Source organism: Streptomyces sp. NPDC096205 (genome assembly GCF_044763135.1).
Classification (GTDB): Bacteria; Actinomycetota; Actinomycetes; order Streptomycetales; family Streptomycetaceae; genus Streptomyces.
This window is the reverse complement of the sequence record NZ_JBIWFS010000008.1, coordinates 78,704-93,049: the sequence shown is the minus strand read 5'-3', so window position 1 is coordinate 93,049 and position 14,346 is coordinate 78,704. Positions and strand designations below refer to the sequence as shown.

The 14,346-nt window shown below is 73.4% G+C and carries 15 protein-coding genes; 11 read left to right on the top strand and 4 right to left on the bottom strand.

The features are described from left to right. Positions 1–15 precede the first annotated feature (15 nt). The 3 genes from ACIQ6Y_RS27720 (at position 16) to ACIQ6Y_RS27710 (ending at position 4,668) form a co-directional block, all read left to right on the top strand. A complete protein-coding gene (locus ACIQ6Y_RS27720) occupies positions 16–1,362 on the top strand; it encodes a tetratricopeptide repeat protein (protein ID WP_404043367.1) in 1,347 nt (448 codons plus the stop codon). Beyond that, positions 1,359–2,969, top strand: a complete 1,611-nt coding sequence (locus ACIQ6Y_RS27715; RefSeq protein ID WP_404042745.1) for a nickel transporter — start codon at positions 1,359–1,361, stop codon at positions 2,967–2,969. Before ACIQ6Y_RS27720 ends, ACIQ6Y_RS27715 begins: the two co-directional genes overlap by 4 nt. Before the next feature lie 76 nt (positions 2,970–3,045). Next, complete coding sequence (locus ACIQ6Y_RS27710) at positions 3,046–4,668, top strand: serine/threonine-protein kinase (protein WP_404042743.1); 1,623 nt, start codon at positions 3,046–3,048, stop codon at positions 4,666–4,668. A 7-nt stretch (positions 4,669–4,675) separates the two neighbouring features. Here the strand turns inward: ACIQ6Y_RS27710 and ACIQ6Y_RS27705 are convergent, their stop codons facing one another. Further along, complete coding sequence (locus ACIQ6Y_RS27705) at positions 4,676–5,479, bottom strand: SGNH/GDSL hydrolase family protein (protein WP_404042742.1); 804 nt, start codon at positions 5,477–5,479, stop codon at positions 4,676–4,678. A 244-nt stretch (positions 5,480–5,723) separates the two neighbouring features. Here ACIQ6Y_RS27705 and ACIQ6Y_RS27700 point away from each other — a divergent pair, with 244 nt between their 5' ends. From ACIQ6Y_RS27700 to ACIQ6Y_RS27685, 4 genes are all read left to right on the top strand, one after another. Then, positions 5,724–6,932 (top strand): S8 family peptidase, encoded by a 1,209-nt coding sequence (locus tag ACIQ6Y_RS27700; RefSeq protein ID WP_404042740.1) that lies wholly within the window; start codon positions 5,724–5,726, stop codon positions 6,930–6,932. Positions 6,933–7,105: 173 nt separating this feature from the next. Beyond that, positions 7,106–7,555 (top strand): hypothetical protein, encoded by a 450-nt coding sequence (locus ACIQ6Y_RS27695; protein ID WP_404042739.1) that lies wholly within the window; start codon positions 7,106–7,108, stop codon positions 7,553–7,555. A gap of 198 nt (positions 7,556–7,753) precedes the next feature. After that, a complete protein-coding gene (locus tag ACIQ6Y_RS27690; protein WP_404042737.1) occupies positions 7,754–8,848 on the top strand; it encodes a DUF5925 domain-containing protein in 1,095 nt (364 codons plus the stop codon). Positions 8,849–8,864: 16 nt separating this feature from the next. Next, entirely contained in the window at positions 8,865–9,617 is a 753-nt protein-coding gene (locus tag ACIQ6Y_RS27685; RefSeq protein ID WP_404042735.1) for a DUF72 domain-containing protein, read from the top strand. 86 nt (positions 9,618–9,703) lie between these two features. Here the strand turns inward: ACIQ6Y_RS27685 and ACIQ6Y_RS27680 are convergent, their stop codons facing one another. Then, the gene (locus ACIQ6Y_RS27680) at positions 9,704–10,075 is read right to left on the bottom strand and encodes a GntR family transcriptional regulator (RefSeq protein ID WP_404042733.1); all 372 of its coding nucleotides are present in this window, start codon (positions 10,073–10,075) and stop codon (positions 9,704–9,706) included. 107 nt (positions 10,076–10,182) lie between these two features. Here ACIQ6Y_RS27680 and ACIQ6Y_RS27675 point away from each other — a divergent pair, with 107 nt between their 5' ends. Together ACIQ6Y_RS27675 and ACIQ6Y_RS27670 are read left to right on the top strand one after the other, a co-directional pair. After that, complete coding sequence (locus ACIQ6Y_RS27675) at positions 10,183–11,115, top strand: GNAT family N-acetyltransferase (RefSeq protein ID WP_404042732.1); 933 nt, start codon at positions 10,183–10,185, stop codon at positions 11,113–11,115. Then, the gene (locus tag ACIQ6Y_RS27670) at positions 11,096–11,599 is read left to right on the top strand and encodes a DUF402 domain-containing protein (RefSeq protein WP_404042731.1); all 504 of its coding nucleotides are present in this window, start codon (positions 11,096–11,098) and stop codon (positions 11,597–11,599) included. Before ACIQ6Y_RS27675 ends, ACIQ6Y_RS27670 begins: the two co-directional genes overlap by 20 nt. 152 nt (positions 11,600–11,751) lie before the next feature. Here ACIQ6Y_RS27670 and ACIQ6Y_RS27665 read toward each other — a convergent pair whose 3' ends face one another. Beyond that, the gene (locus ACIQ6Y_RS27665) at positions 11,752–12,366 is read right to left on the bottom strand and encodes a class I SAM-dependent methyltransferase (RefSeq protein WP_404042730.1); all 615 of its coding nucleotides are present in this window, start codon (positions 12,364–12,366) and stop codon (positions 11,752–11,754) included. Positions 12,367–12,505: 139 nt separating this feature from the next. Between ACIQ6Y_RS27665 and ACIQ6Y_RS27660 the strand changes: the two genes are divergently transcribed. Beyond that, positions 12,506–12,643 (top strand): hypothetical protein, encoded by a 138-nt coding sequence (locus ACIQ6Y_RS27660; protein WP_404042729.1) that lies wholly within the window; start codon positions 12,506–12,508, stop codon positions 12,641–12,643. Between the two features lie 7 nt (positions 12,644–12,650). Here the strand turns inward: ACIQ6Y_RS27660 and ACIQ6Y_RS27655 are convergent, their stop codons facing one another. Next, positions 12,651–13,100, bottom strand: a complete 450-nt coding sequence (locus ACIQ6Y_RS27655) for a GNAT family N-acetyltransferase (RefSeq protein ID WP_404042728.1) — start codon at positions 13,098–13,100, stop codon at positions 12,651–12,653. Between the two features lie 220 nt (positions 13,101–13,320). On the opposite strand from ACIQ6Y_RS27655, the gene ACIQ6Y_RS27650 reads away from it, so the two are divergent. Continuing rightward, on the top strand, positions 13,321–14,337 hold the full coding sequence (locus ACIQ6Y_RS27650; RefSeq protein ID WP_404043365.1) for a lytic polysaccharide monooxygenase: 1,017 nt from the start codon (positions 13,321–13,323) through the stop codon (positions 14,335–14,337). The last annotated feature ends 9 nt before the right edge of the window (positions 14,338–14,346 follow it).

The following is a 14,346-nucleotide window of genomic DNA, read 5'->3' as shown; positions in this document are numbered from 1 at the left end:
GCGGGCCGTGGGGGGCTGGTCGCGCAGTTCCCCGCGCCCCTGAGATACCTCGACCCATCTCACAGAGGAGAGGCGTTGTCCTCGAACACCAACAAGGTTCAGCTCGGGCTCTCTGCCGTTCTGCTGGCCATCGGCCTCACCGCCGGGTCCGTCGCTCTCGGCTCCGTGCGGGAGTCGCCGGAAGTCGATGTCGCCGTGGCACCACGGGCGGCGGGGGTCGGCGCGCTGCAGGCTCATCTGCGGTCGCAGCCACGGGACTTCGGCGGCTGGGCCACCCTCGGCCTGACCTACGTCGAGCAGGCCAGGGTCGGGGGCGACCCGTCGCTCTACCCGAAGGCCGGGGACGCGCTGGAGCGGTCGCTGAAGCTGGCGCCCGGCAACGACCAGGCCCTCGCCGGGCGGGCCGCGCTCGCCGCCGCGCGGCACGACTTCACGGGGGCGCTCGCCGACGCGGACCGGGCGCTGAAGCGGAACCCGTACAGCGAGCGGGCCCTGTGCACGCGTATCGACGCGCTCGTCGAGCTCGGCCGGTACGCCGAGGCCGCCCGGGCCGCCGACACGGCCGATGAACGGCGGCCCGGAATCCCGGTGTTCACGCGGTACGCCTATGTGCGGGAGCTGCGCGGCGATGTGCGCACGGCGCGCCGGGTGCTGGAGCAGGCCCTGCGCGGGGCGACCTCGCCGGGGGACGTCGCGTACGTCGCCACGCAGTTGGGACAACTTGCGTGGAACCAGGGGCAGTACGACAGCGCCCTACGGCATTACGGGCGGGCCCTGGCCGCCGACGACGGCTACCTCCCGGCGCTGGAGGGGCGGGCCCGTGCCCAGGCCGCGAAGGGCGAGGGGGCTGCCGCGGTGCGGGGGCTGGAGCAGGTCGTCGCCAGGGCCCCGCTGCCGGGTCCGCTCGTCGCGCTGGGCGAGCTGTACGAGGCGCGGGGCGACCGGGCCCGGGCGCGGGAGCAGTACGCCCTGGTGGATGTCTGGACGGCCCTCGCGCGGGCGGGCGGGGTCGACGTCGACCTCGACACCGCCCTCGCCGAGGCCGACCACGGGGACCGGGCCGCCGCCCTGCGCGCGGCCCGCGCCGAGTGGGCCCGCCGCCACACCGTGCACACGGCGGACGCCCTCGCCTGGGCGCTGCACGTCAACGGCCGCGACACCGAGGCCCTGCCGTACACCCGCCGCGCCACGGCCACCGGCTACCGCAACGCCGCCTTCCTCCACCACCGGGGCGTGATCGAACTGGCCACGGGTCATGCGCGGGAGGGCCGCGCCCACCTGACAGCGGCCCTGAAGCTGAACCCCGCCTTCTCACCGCTCGCCGCCCGCGAGGCCCGCGAGGCACTGGAGGCGTCCCGATGACCATCCGCCGCTTTCCCCACGACCACCACCCCTGCTTCAGCCCGGGCACGGAAGCCACCCCGGAAGCCTCCCGCCGCAGGACCAGCCCACTCCCCCGCGCCCTCGCCACCGCCGTCGCCATCCTCACCGCGGCCTGCGGGCTGGCGCTGGGGCCCACCGGCACGGCGAGCGCGCATCCGCTCGGGAACTTCACCGTGAACCGCTACGACGGACTCGTGGCGGCCCCCGGCGAGCTGCGGGTCGGCCATGTCGAGGATCTGGCGGAGATTCCGGCGACCCAGGCCCGGCCGGAGATGGCGAGGGCGGGCGGTCTGGCGGGGTGGGCCCGGGCCCGGTGTGCGCGGGCCGCGCGGGACAGTGAGGTCGAGGTGGACGGCCGTAGGGTCGCCCTGGCCGTGGCGGGGAGTGACGCGCGGGTGCTGCCCGGGCAGGCGGGGCTGAACACGCTTCGGGTGGAGTGCCGGCTCAGGGCGCCGCTGCCGGAGGGCACGAGCGTCGCGGTCGGCTTCCGGGCGGCGGGGGCCTCGTCCGGGCCGGGGTGGCGGGAGGTGACCGCGCGGGGCGACCGGATGACCCTCACGGCCTCGGACGTACCGCGTGAGTCGGTCTCCGGCGAACTGGCCGATTATCCCGATGAGTTGCTGTCCTCCCCCGCCGACACCTCCACCGCCTCCCTGTCCGTCCGGCCGGGCGGTCCGGCCCTGACGCAGGAGGGGCCGCCTCCGGCCGCCTCCGTGCTGCCGCGCGGCGCCGACCGGTTCACCCGTGCGCTGGACTCCCTGGTCGCGCGGCAGGACCTCACGTTCGGCTTCGGGGTGCTCGCCCTGTTCGTCGCCGTCGGTCTCGGCGCGCTGCACGCGCTCGCGCCGGGCCACGGCAAGACGCTGATGGCCGCGTCGGCGGCGGCCCGGGGCGGCGGGGCCCGGCTGCGGGACGTCCTGCCCCTCGCCGCGTCCGTGACCGTCACCCACACCCTCGGCGTGATCGCCCTCGGCCTCCTCGTCACGGCCGGCTCCGCGGCCACGCCGTCGGTGATCACCTGGCTGGGCCTGGCGAGCGGCGCACTGGTGACAGGGGCGGGACTGAGCCTCGTACGCAAGGCGTGGCGGGCCCGGCGGCCCCTGCGTCAGGCTCAGGCAGCGCCCGAGCGCGTCCCGGTTCTGGTGGGTGCCCACGAGCATCAGCACGACCATCGGCATCATCATCACCACGGCCATCAGCACCATCACCATCACCACGGACACGACCACACCCACACCGCCCCCACCCTCCGCGGCACCCTCCTCCTCGGCTTCGCGGGCGGGCTCGTGCCCAGTCCGTCGGCGGTCGTCGTGCTGGTCGGCGCGGCCGCGCTCGGGCACGCGTGGTTCGGGCTGCTGCTGGTCGTCGCCTACGGGGCGGGGCTCGCGCTGACGCTCACGGCGGCCGGGTTCGCCGTCGTACGGCTCGGCGGGCGGGCCGTACGGGCGCTGGAGCGGCGGCCGCGATGGACCGCGCGGCCGCTCGTGGTGGCGGCCCGCGGGGCGCTGCCGCTGGTGTCGGCCGGGGTGGTGGTGCTGCTCGGGGCCGGATTGCTGCTCAAGGGGGCGGCATCCGCATTCGGCTGAGCTACTTTTGGGGAGAAACCAGACGGGACCGGATCGGACGGGGCATGGCGCCCGCGGCTGCGACGAGGAGGTGCCCGTGTCTGGATCACCGGGCGGTGAGCGCGTGATCGCGGGTCGCTACCGGCTGCTGTCCCCGCTCGGCGAGGGCGGGATGGGGACGGTGTGGCGGGCCCTCGACGAGGTGCTGCGCCGGGAGGTCGCGGTCAAGGAGGTGCGCGCGCCCGCCGGACTGCCGGCCGCCGACGTGGAGCGGCTGTACGCGCGGCTGGAGCGTGAGGCGTGGGCGGCGGCCAGGGTGGCCAACCGCAATGTGGTGACGGTGTACGACGTGGTGACGCAGGAGGGCCGCCCCTGGATCGTGATGGAGCTGATCCGGGGCATCACCCTCGGCGAACTCCTCGACGCCGAGGGCCCGTTGCCGCCGCAGCGGGCGGCACGGATCGGGGCGGAGGTGCTGTCCGCGCTGCACGCCGCGCACGAGGTGGGGGTGCTGCACCGGGACGTGAAGCCGGGCAACGTGCTGCTGGCGAACGACGGCCGGGCGGTGCTGACCGACTTCGGGATCGCCATGGTCGAGGGCAGTTCCGCGCTGACCATGACCGGTGAGGTCGTCGGGTCGCCGGAGTTCCTGGCACCGGAGCGGGCGCTGGGCCGCACGCCGGGCCCGGCGTCCGATCTGTGGTCGCTGGGGGTGCTGCTGTACGCGGCGGTCGAGGGGCACTCTCCGTTCCGTCAGGACACGCCGCTGAGCACGCTGCGCGCGATCGTGGACGACGAACTGCCACCGCCGCACCGAGCCGGGGCACTCGCACCGGTGATCGCGGGGCTGCTGCGCAAGGACCCGGCTCAGCGGCTGTCGGCCGAGGATGCGGAGCGGGAGCTGCGGCTCGTGGGCGCCGGGGGTGCCCCGCGCGCGGGCGTCGTAGGGGCGGATCCCTTCGCCCCTACCGTCGTGGGGCATCCGCAGGACGAGCGGCCGACGCCGGTGTACCCCGTCGCGGCGGGTACGGCGACGACGGCCGTGCGGGAGGAGGAGTCCCGGCGCGGCAACCGGCGGGCCGTCCTGGCGCTGGTCGCGGGCCTGGTCGTGCTGGCGCTGGCGCTCGCGGGGCTGACGTACGCCCTGCTGAACCGGGAGGACGACGGCGGCGGGACCGCCGGGGGCGGTACGCGGAGCCGGACGGCCGCCACCCCGACCCCGACCCCGACCCCGACCCCGACGCCGACGCCGAGCGAGACGCGCGAGCCGTCGCACACCGACGAGCCGTCGCCCACGCCGAGCACGAGCAGCGCGAGCCCGTCGAGCACGCCGCCGCCGCAGTCGGTGCAGGTGAACGTGGTGGGCACCCGGACGGACTACTCGGGCACCTGCCCGCCCGCGCAGGCGGAGGCGCCCTCGTTCACGGCGACGTTCACGGTGGGGCGGCTGCCGGCGCAGGTGGACTACCGCTGGGTGACGGTGAAGGGGGAGGTCCTGGGCGACGGCTGGAAGACGCTGTCGCTGCCCGAGGGCGGCCCGCGCTCCGGGCGGGACACGGTGGTCCTGACGACGTACGCGGAGGAGGGCACGTACCGTGACGCGCTCGGTGTCGAGGTGCGCGGGCCGGTGGAGGCCTCGTCCAACTCCGTGCCGTTCTCGGTGACCTGTGTGCGGGAGACCCCGACGGGCGGGGCCTCCCCTACTGCGACACCTTCCTGATGACGGATCAGTCGTTGCTGTTCAGGACCGGCAGGTAGCCGCCCGACTGGCCGCTCACCGTCGGGTGGTAGGACTCGCCGATGTTCAGCCAGTTGACGCTGTTCAGCCAGGCGCTGCCGGAGCAGAGCTCATGGCCGGTGAAGGTGGTGCGGACGTCGCCGAAGACGAAGCCGTGTGCGGCGGCGCGGGTGGCGATGGCGCTGTTCAGATGGTCGGAGGCGGCGTTGATGGCGGAACGCTTGGTCTCCGACAGGCCGAGGCAGGTGGTGCCCAGCTTGTAGAAGCGCGGGTAGCCGAGCACGACGACCCGTGCAGAGGGGGCACGGGTGCGGATCGCCGAGTACACGCCGTCGAGCTTGCCGGGCAGCGTGGAGTCGACGTACGCCCTCGCGGTGTTGATGCGGTCGAGACAGGTGCTGTCGGACGAGAGCACACACGTCGTCATCACGTCGGCGAATCCGGCGTCGTTGCCGCCGACGCTGATCGAGACCAGGCCGGTGCCGGTGTTCAGCGAGCCGAGCTGGCCGGAGAGGACGTCGTCCGTGCGAGCGCCCGAGCAGGCGTTGAAGCTGAAGGACGAGGGCGAGTTGGCGGCGGCCCACAGGTACGGGTACGCCTTGGTGCTGCGCTTGCAGTCGCCACTGGAGCTGATGTAGCTGCCGGTGCCGACGCCGGAGGAGTAGGAGTCGCCGAGCGCCACGTACGAGGTGGCGGCGGTCTCGGCCGCCTGCGCCGCGGCGGCCCCGGTGAGGGCGGTGCCGACGGCGAGGAGTACCGAGCTGACGAAGACGACAATTCGGGAACGTCTCATGCAACCTCCCTTTAGCAGGATCTCTGCCATGACTGTCGTAGCAACTACGCGTGTTGACGGGAAGTGTCCATGCCAAGAAAGGTGATGACTTTTCAGTAGTTCGAGGAGACTTCGTCACCTGTTCGATTGCGTGCTCATGTCAGATTCGTTGACATGCCGTCAACTCCCTTGTCCACACTGGGTTGTTGGCCGACGCTTCTGAGTGAGCGACAACACGCCCCCCACGCAGGAGGACTCCCTCGTCATGGCACGACTGCGGAGCAACAAGGTCCGGCTCGCCGCCCTCACCGGTCTGGCGACAGCCGCGCTCGTCGGCGCGTCGACCGCCCTCCCCGCCCAGGCCGCCCCGGCCGAGGGCAGAGTCCTGGCGGCCGGCTCGCCCGACGCCGTCAAGGACAGCTACATCGTCACGCTCAAGAAGGACGCCGGCTTCACGGCGTCCTCGGCCTCCGGCAAGGGCCTGATCAAGAAGTACGGCGGCACGGTGAAGCGGACGTACCGCGCCGCGCTCGACGGCTACGCCGCCACCCTCTCCGCCGCCGAGGCACGGCGGCTCGCGGCCGACCCGTCGGTGGCCTCGGTGGAGCAGGACCGGGTCGTGCGCGCCGCCGACACCACGCAGACCGGCGCCCCCTGGGGCCTGGACCGGATCGACCAGACGTCCCTGCCGCTGTCCGGCACCTACACCTACCCGGACTCCGCCGGCAGCGGCGTGACGGCGTACGTCATCGACACCGGCGTGCGCATCACCCACGCCCAGATCAGCGGCCGGGCCTCCTACGGCTACGACGCCGTCGACGGCGACACCACCGCCTCCGACGGCAACGGCCACGGCACGCACGTGGCCACCACCATCGCGGGGTCGACGTACGGCGTCGCCAAACGGGCGCGGATCGTGGCGGTCCGGGTGCTGAACAACAGCGGCTCGGGCACCACCGCGGGCGTCGTCGCCGGCATCGACTGGGTGACCGCGAACCACAGCGGCCCCTCCGTCGCCAACCTGTCGCTGGGCGGCGGCGTGTCCACCGCGCTCGACACGGCCGTACGCAACTCCATAGCCGGCGGCGTGACCTACGCGGTCGCGGCGGGCAACAGCAACTCCAACGCCTCCTCCTTCTCCCCGGCCCGGGTCACGGAGGCCCTCACCGTCGGCGCCACCACCAACACCGACGCCCGCGCGAGCTACTCCAACTACGGCTCGGTGCTGGACGTGTTCGCGCCCGGCTCCTCCATCACGGCCGGCTGGAACACCTCCGACACCGCCACGAACACCATCTCCGGCACCTCGATGGCGACCCCGCACGTCGCGGGCGCGGCGGCCGTGTACCTCGCGAACCACACCTCGGCCACCCCGGCCCAGGTCGCCACGGCGCTGGTGAACGGCGCCACCACCGGCAAGGTCACCAGCCCCGGGAGCGGTTCGCCCAACCGGCTGCTGAAGATCGTCCCGTGACACCCGCGAGACGGCTGTGACCTGCGTGTTCCCCGGGGCCCCCACTGCCTTCGGGGAACACGCGCAGGTCCGGGAGCGCAACCGGGCCGACGGGACCCGCGCGTCTTGACGCCCGGCTCCGGGCTGCGCGACATTGAAGCCCGGCATCCGACGCTTCGGGGGGAACGTCGCCCATGCAGCCCCTTTCTGACAAGCAGAACCGCACGTGGTCGTCGTCGTCCGACGCCGAGCGGTCGGGACCAGGGCCAGGACCAGGACCGGGGAGCGATCTGCTCGTGCTGCTCGTGGGCGCCGCCACGGCCGCCGCGGGGACCGGGACGCTGCTCGCGCTCGCCGACTCCACCTCGCCGCTGCGCGGCCCCTTCACCCTGTTCTTCCTGCTCGCCGCACCGGCCCTGGCCCTCGCCCGGCTGCTGCGCGCGCTCGACCCGCTGGGCCGTGCGATCGCCGCCCTCGGCGGTGCGATCGTCCTCGACGTGCTGGTGGCCCAGACGTTGCTGGCCCTGCACCAGTGGTCGGTGCGCGGCGGGATCGTGGCCGTCGCCGCGATCAGCGCCCTGCTGCTCCTGCCGGTCCCGCTGTGGCGGCTGCGCGGGCGCGGCGCGCGCCGACGGGGCATATGACGTGGTCACCCGCCGTGCAGGCGGAGTTCCGGTAGTCGAAGGCATCCCGTACGTGCCGTACGTCCGTGCGGCACGGTGCGGCGCCCTCGCCACGCCCCGCATTCCGCCCCGTGTCACCCCGTCGAGGGTTAGGCCGACAGCGCACCCACCAGGTGGAAACCGGGTGCACACCGGGCAGTTGTGGCAGATCATGGCGGCATGTCAGCTCACCCGCAGGACGCCCTGCCGATCCGGCTCAACGTCGACGACTCCGACTCCCCGTCCGACGTCGTCGACGCGCTGTTCCTCGGCCGTTTCGCGACGGGCGAGCAGCCGTTCGCGCATGCCGCGAACATCGACCGCGTACGGTCCGGCGCGACCCTGCTGCCCGCCGGCGCCCGGGTGCTGCGCGTGGCCCGCGACGACGACCGCAGCGCGACCCTCGCCGAGGGCGACGGCTGGACGCTGCTGATCTCCCGCTGGAACCGCGGCGCCGACGTCACCGTCACCGCGACCAGCGCCGAACTGGCCGCCGAGATCCTGGACAAGGCCACCGACGGCGCGGAGGACGAGCCCGAACCGCAGCCGGAGAACGTGACGATGGGGTTCTGGTACGTCTCCCCCCGGCGCGGTCCGCACCGCACCACCCGGCAGATCTCCGCGGGCACCTGGGACGAGGTCCGCCCCAACTACACCGCGCCGGTGGCGGACGCGATGGACCGGCTGATGAAGACGACCCCGGAGGACATCGCGGGCCGGCTCCTGCTGCTGCACGGCCCGCCCGGCACCGGCAAGACCTCCGCGCTGCGCACCCTCGCCCGGTCCTGGCGCGACTGGTGCCAGGTCGACTGCGTCCTCGACCCCGAGCGGCTGTTCTCCGACGTCGGCTACCTCATGGACATCGCGATCGGCGAGGACGACTCCACCGGCAAGGGCCGCTGGCGGCTGCTGCTCCTGGAGGACTGCGACGAACTGATCCGCGGCGAGGCCAAGCACACCGCGGGCCAGGCCCTGTCCCGGCTGCTGAACCTCACCGACGGGCTGCTCGGCCAGGGCCGCAACGTCCTGGTCGGCGTCACCACCAACGAGGACCTGGAGCGACTGCACCCCGCCGTCGTCCGGCCCGGCCGCTGTCTGGCCCGCATCGAGGTCGGCCGGCTCACCCGCGAGGAGGCGGTGACCTGGCTGGGCACCGAGGAGGGCGTCGGCCGCGAGGGGGCGACCCTGGCCGAGCTGTACGCGCTGCGCCGGGGCACGTCGCCGACCTCACTGCCGGAGCCGCGGGAGGGCGCGGACGCGGGCCTGTACCTGTGAGTGCTTTCATGGAGACATGACCTGGTACGTCGGCACATCGGGCTGGCAGTACAAGGACTGGCGCGGCCTCCTGTACCCGGCCGACGTGCCCGTGCGGCGGTGGCTGGAGGAGTACACGGCCCATTTCGCCACCGTCGAGATCAACAACGCCTTCTACCGGCTGCCGTCCCGGGAGACCTTCGAGGCCTGGCACGACCGCGTCCCACCGGACTTCGTCGTCGCGGTGAAGGCCAGCCGCTATCTCACCCACATCAAGCGGCTGAAGGAGCCCGCGGAGCCGGTCGACCGGCTGCTGACCCACGCGGCCGGACTGGGCGACCGGCTGGGCCCCGTCCTGCTGCAACTGCCGCCGACCCTGAAGGCCGACCCCGCCCTGCTCGACGCCTGCCTGGCCTGCTTCCCGGCCTCGGTCCGCGTCGCGGTCGAACCCCGCCACGACTCCTGGTGGACGCCCGAGGTGCGCGAGATCCTCCAGGACCGGTGCGCCGCCCTGTGCTGGGCCGACGTCCGCGCCCGTCCGGTCGCCCCGCTGTGGCGCACGGCGGACTGGGGGTACATGCGCTTCCATCAGGGGCGCGCGAAGGACTGGCCGCGCTACGGCAGACAGTCGCTGCAGACCTGGGCCGACCGGATCGCGCACACCTGGCCGGACGCCGAGGACGTGTACGTGTACTTCAACAACGACCCCAACGGGGCCGCGGTGGAGGACGCGAAGGTGTTCGCGAGGACGGCGAGACGACTGGACCGCACGGTGACCCGCACCCCATGACCGCCGGGCTCTACCCCCCGCCGCGCCGGGCTCTACTTCCCGTAGGCCACCGCCAGGCTCTACTCCCCGTAGGCCACCGCCAGGCTCTACTCCCCGTAGGCCGCCCGCAGAGCGTCGCGTACCGCGGACAGCGCCTCCTCCTCCGGTACGCCGAGCCGCCGTGCCCTCTCCGCGTACGCCCGGCCCTCCGAGGCCAGTTCCCTGGACGCGGCCGACTCCGCCGCGGCGACGAACGTGCCGTTGCGCCCCCGCGTCTCGATCACCCCGTCGCCCTCCAGCACCCGGTACGCCTTGGCGACGGTGTTCGCGGCGAGGCCCAGCGACTCGGCGAGCCCCCGCACGGTCGGCAGCCGGTACCCCACCGGCAGCACCCCGGACCGCGCCTGCTCGGAGATCTGCGCCCGCACCTGCTCGTACGGCGGTACGGCGCTGTCATCGATGTGGATCTTCAAGGTCACAGGCCGATTGTCCCGCACGGGGCGGCCCTCCCGCACCGGCCGGACAGCGCTCGCGGCCCGGAAAATGAGCGGCACACAGGCGCGCCGCGCACGTAACGTGCGGCCCCATGACAGTCATCGTGCGCGAGATCCGGCCCGGCGTCCGTGCCGACCTGGAGGGCTTCGCGGCCGTCCGGTACCACGCCCTGCCGTTCCACCTCATCACCGCGGACTCCCTCGCCTACGACCTGGCCCACTTCCATCCGGACGCCCGCTACCGGCCGCTCGTCGCCGAGGACACCGACGGCGAGATCATCGGCTCGGCGCAGGTCGGGCTCATCCACGAGGCCCCCGAGCCGGGCCAGGCCTTCGTCAACGTCTACGTGCACCCGGAGCACACCCACCGCGGCGCGGGCACGCTGCTGGTCCGCGCCGCCGAGGAGTACCTGGCGGCGCAGGGCGCGACCCGGCTGCTGTCCTGGGTCCTGGACGCGCCCGGCAACCGCGCCTTCGCCGAGGCGCACGGCTACCGCGCGAGCCGCTCCGCGCACTTCCAGCGCCTGGACCTCGCGCACGGCACCCTGCCGCCGCTGCAGGACCCGCCGCCCGGCGTCGAGCTGCGCACGGGCGCCGACTTCGCGGCCGACCCGCGCCCCCTGTTCGCGCTGGACGCGGAGACGACCGCGGACGAACCGAGCGACGCGGGAGCGGAGTTGACGGACTACGAGGCCTGGCTCGAGGAGACGTGGCGGCACCCGCTCACCGACCTGGAGCTGACCGTCGTGGCGCTCGTCGACGGCCGTCCGGCGGCGTTCACCGCGGCCCGCACGGACGGCTCCCGCCACTACGGCAGCGGCATGACGGGCACGGCCCGCGCCCACCGCGGCCGGGGCCTGGCCAAGCTCGCCAAGAACCACTCCCTGCATCGCGCCCGCGCCGCCGGGTACACGGAGGCGTTCACCGGCAACGACACCGGCAACGGGCCGATGCTGGCGATCAACAAGTGGTTCGGGTACGAGGTCTGTGCGACGGAGGTGCGCTATGTCCGTGAACTCGGCTGAACCGGCACGCGAGGTGGACGTGGTCCTCCTCAAGGCCGGCCGCACGAAGATCCGCTACGCGGCGACGCTGCTGTCCGACGACGGCACCCGTGTCTCCGTCAGCGCGGCCTGGGCGGGTGGGGGCGTGCGCGACTTCGGCTTCGTACGCTTCGAGCCCGGCGATGTGTTCACCGAGCACTACTGGCGCGACCGCTGGTACTCGGTCAAGGAGGTCCGTGACGCGCAGGGCGCCCTGAAGGGCTGGTACTGCGACATCACCCGCCCGGCCACGCTGTCCGGCGACGAGTTGGTCGTCGAGGACCTCGACCTGGACCTGTGGCGCTCGGCCGACGGCACGGACGTACGCCGCCTGGACGAGGACGAGTTCGCCGAGAGCGGTCTGGCCGAGCGGGACCCGGAGGCTGCGGCCGCGGCGGTGGCCGCCCTCGACGAGCTGGAGGCGTTCGCCACCGTCGAGGGCGGACTGGAGTCGCTGCTGGCCTGAGCAGCTCAGGGCGTCGCTGCCGACCTGAAGCCGCTCAGGCCGTCGCTGATGCCCTGAAACCGCTCAGGCCGTCGCTGCTGCCCCTGAGGCCGCTCAGGCCGTCGCTGCCGGTCTGAGGCCGTCTCGGACCGTCGCTGCCGGCCTGAGGCCGCTCAGGCCGTCGCCACCACCGCGTACCGCTCGTCCGTCACCGCCCTCCCCCACAGCACCGCGTCCTGCGACAGCCGCTCCACACGGACCTGTGCGGCGAGCGGCGCGAGGAGGGCGGTAAGGGTGTCGGCGGATATGCCGACCGGCGTGAGGGTCCCCCACACGCCCTCGACCAGCACCAGCCGGCCTCCCGGCCGCAGCAGCCCCTGCCAGTGGCGCAGCGCGCGGTCGGGGTCGGGCAGGGCCCACAGCACATGCCGTACGAGCACGACGTCGTAGCGCCGCTCCCCGACCGGTGGTGCGGCAGCGTCACCGACCAGGAACACCGCGTCACGTCCGGCGAGTTTTGCGCGGGCGCGGCCGACCATGGCCGGGGAGCTGTCGACGCCGGTCACCCGGTGTCCCTGCTCGGCGGCGAGCAGCGACAGGCTGCCGGTGCCGCAGCCGAGGTCGAGCAGCTCGCCGGGCTCCTCGGGCAGCCAGCCGCGCAGCCGGCCCGCCCAGGCCCGGCGCACCTCCGGGTCCCGCAGGCCGTGGTCGGGTTCGTCGTCGAAGGACGCGGCCTCGGCGTCCCAGTCCACACGCGGCGCGTTCGCGCGGTCACAGTCGTCGTTCATGGCCCCAGGATGTCAGCCGCCACTGACAGTCCGGATGGTGACGGGCGCCACTGACAGACCGGCCGCGATGAGGAACTCTCACCGAAAGCGTCTACCTCCGTGAGAACGCGGAACACGGTAGGCACTCAAGGAGGCAGCCATGCGCCGAGCGACCGTGCAGAAGCCCCTCAAGAAGCCGAACTCCCGCCGGATCCGCGAGGAGGCCGAGAGCCTGCCCGCGGAGCGGCCCGAGGTCCGAAAAGACATCGCACGCATCTGGTGGCCGGAGGCGTCATGAGACCCGGTCAGTCCAGACGCCTGCGGTAGTGGATCCGGTCGTAGGGGCCGTCCACCCGCCGCTCGACGACTTCGTACCCGTACTTCGGGTAGATCTTCTGGTTCTCCCACATCATCGCGTTCGTGTAGAGCCTGATCTCGGGCAGACCCAGCGCACGCGCGCGTGCGTCGACGAACCGCAGCAGCCGTCCCCCCACGCCCTGTCCGGCGGCGTCGGGGTGGACGGCGATGCTGTCGAGGAACAGATGGTCGTCGTACGCGTCCAGCACGACGAGCCCGACGACCGGCTCGCCGGTGACGAACACCCGCCCCGCGGCCACGTCCGCCGCGTGGTCCGCCTCCATGGGCTGCGGCACCACGCCGATGCGTGCGATGTAGTGGTGGTAGGCGGCGTCGGTGACGGCCTTCACGGCCGCGGCGTCGGCGGCCGCGGCGGGCCGGATCTCGTCGTGCGTCATGGCGCGAACGCTACCGACCTGATCGCAGCCTGAGCACTCCCTTAAAGGCACCATAAGGATCTCCAAGAGCGCCCCTCAGCAGGCGATTTCGGGGTGCGGTGGGGCTAGCTTCGGATCGCCGCCCCCACCTTGGAGGAGATCCGCGATGCCCGTATCCGCGAAGCCCGTGTCCGCGAAGCCCGTATCCGCGAAGCTCGTGTCCGCGAAGCCCGTGTCCGCGATGCCCGCACGCCTGAAGGCCAAGGCCGCAGCCACCGTCACCGCCCTCGGTGTCGCCCCGCTCGCCCTGACCGCGCTGGCCGCCGTGCCCGCGGTCGCGCACGGCTCGATGGGCGACCCGGTCAGCCGGGTGTCGCAGTGTTACGCGGAGGGGCCGGAGAGCCCGAGGTCCGCGGCGTGCAAGGCGGCTGTCGCCGCGGGCGGCACCCAGGCGCTGTACGACTGGAACGGCATCCGCATCGGCGACGCGGCCGGCCGGCACCAGGAGCTGATACCCGACGGCAAGCTGTGCAGCGCGAACAGCGAGGAGTTCAAGGGCCTGGACCTGCCCCGCGCGGACTGGCCGGCGACAAGCGTCGGCAAGGGGTCGTACACGTTCAAGTACCGGGTGACGGCCCCGCACCGGGGCACCTTCAAGGTGTATCTGACGAAGGCGGGTCACGACCCGGCGAAGCCGCTGGCCTGGGGCGACCTGGACCTGGCGAACCCGGTGGCGACGGCCACGAACCCGGCCGCGCAGGGCGGCTTCTACACCTTCTCCGGCACGCTGCCGGAGCGTTCGGGCCGCCATGTGCTGTACGCGGTGTGGCAGCGCTCGGACAGCCCGGAGGCGTTCTACTCCTGCTCGGACGTCGACTTCGGCGGCACCACACAGGAAACCCCGGCAGACCCGAACGACTCGGCCACCCCCACCGCCCCCGCGCCGAGCGCCTCCGCCCCCTCCGAGGAGCAGATCGAGGACGGCGCCGGGAAGTCGACGGTGGAGAACCACGGCCACGGCGACGCGGACGCGCACACCTCGGCCGAGCCCGCCGCCGCGGAGAACCCCGCCACCGAGAACTCCGGCGCCAACCGGCCCAAGGCCGCCGCGGCCGGACAGAACCTCGCCGAGACCGGCGGCGACGCCCGCACGGCCTACCTCGCGATGGGCGGCGCGGCCACCCTCGCCCTCGGCTCGGCGGTGCTGTTCGCCACGGCCCGCCGGCGCTCGGCGAGCGGCACACGGCACGGTCGCTGACGCAACCCT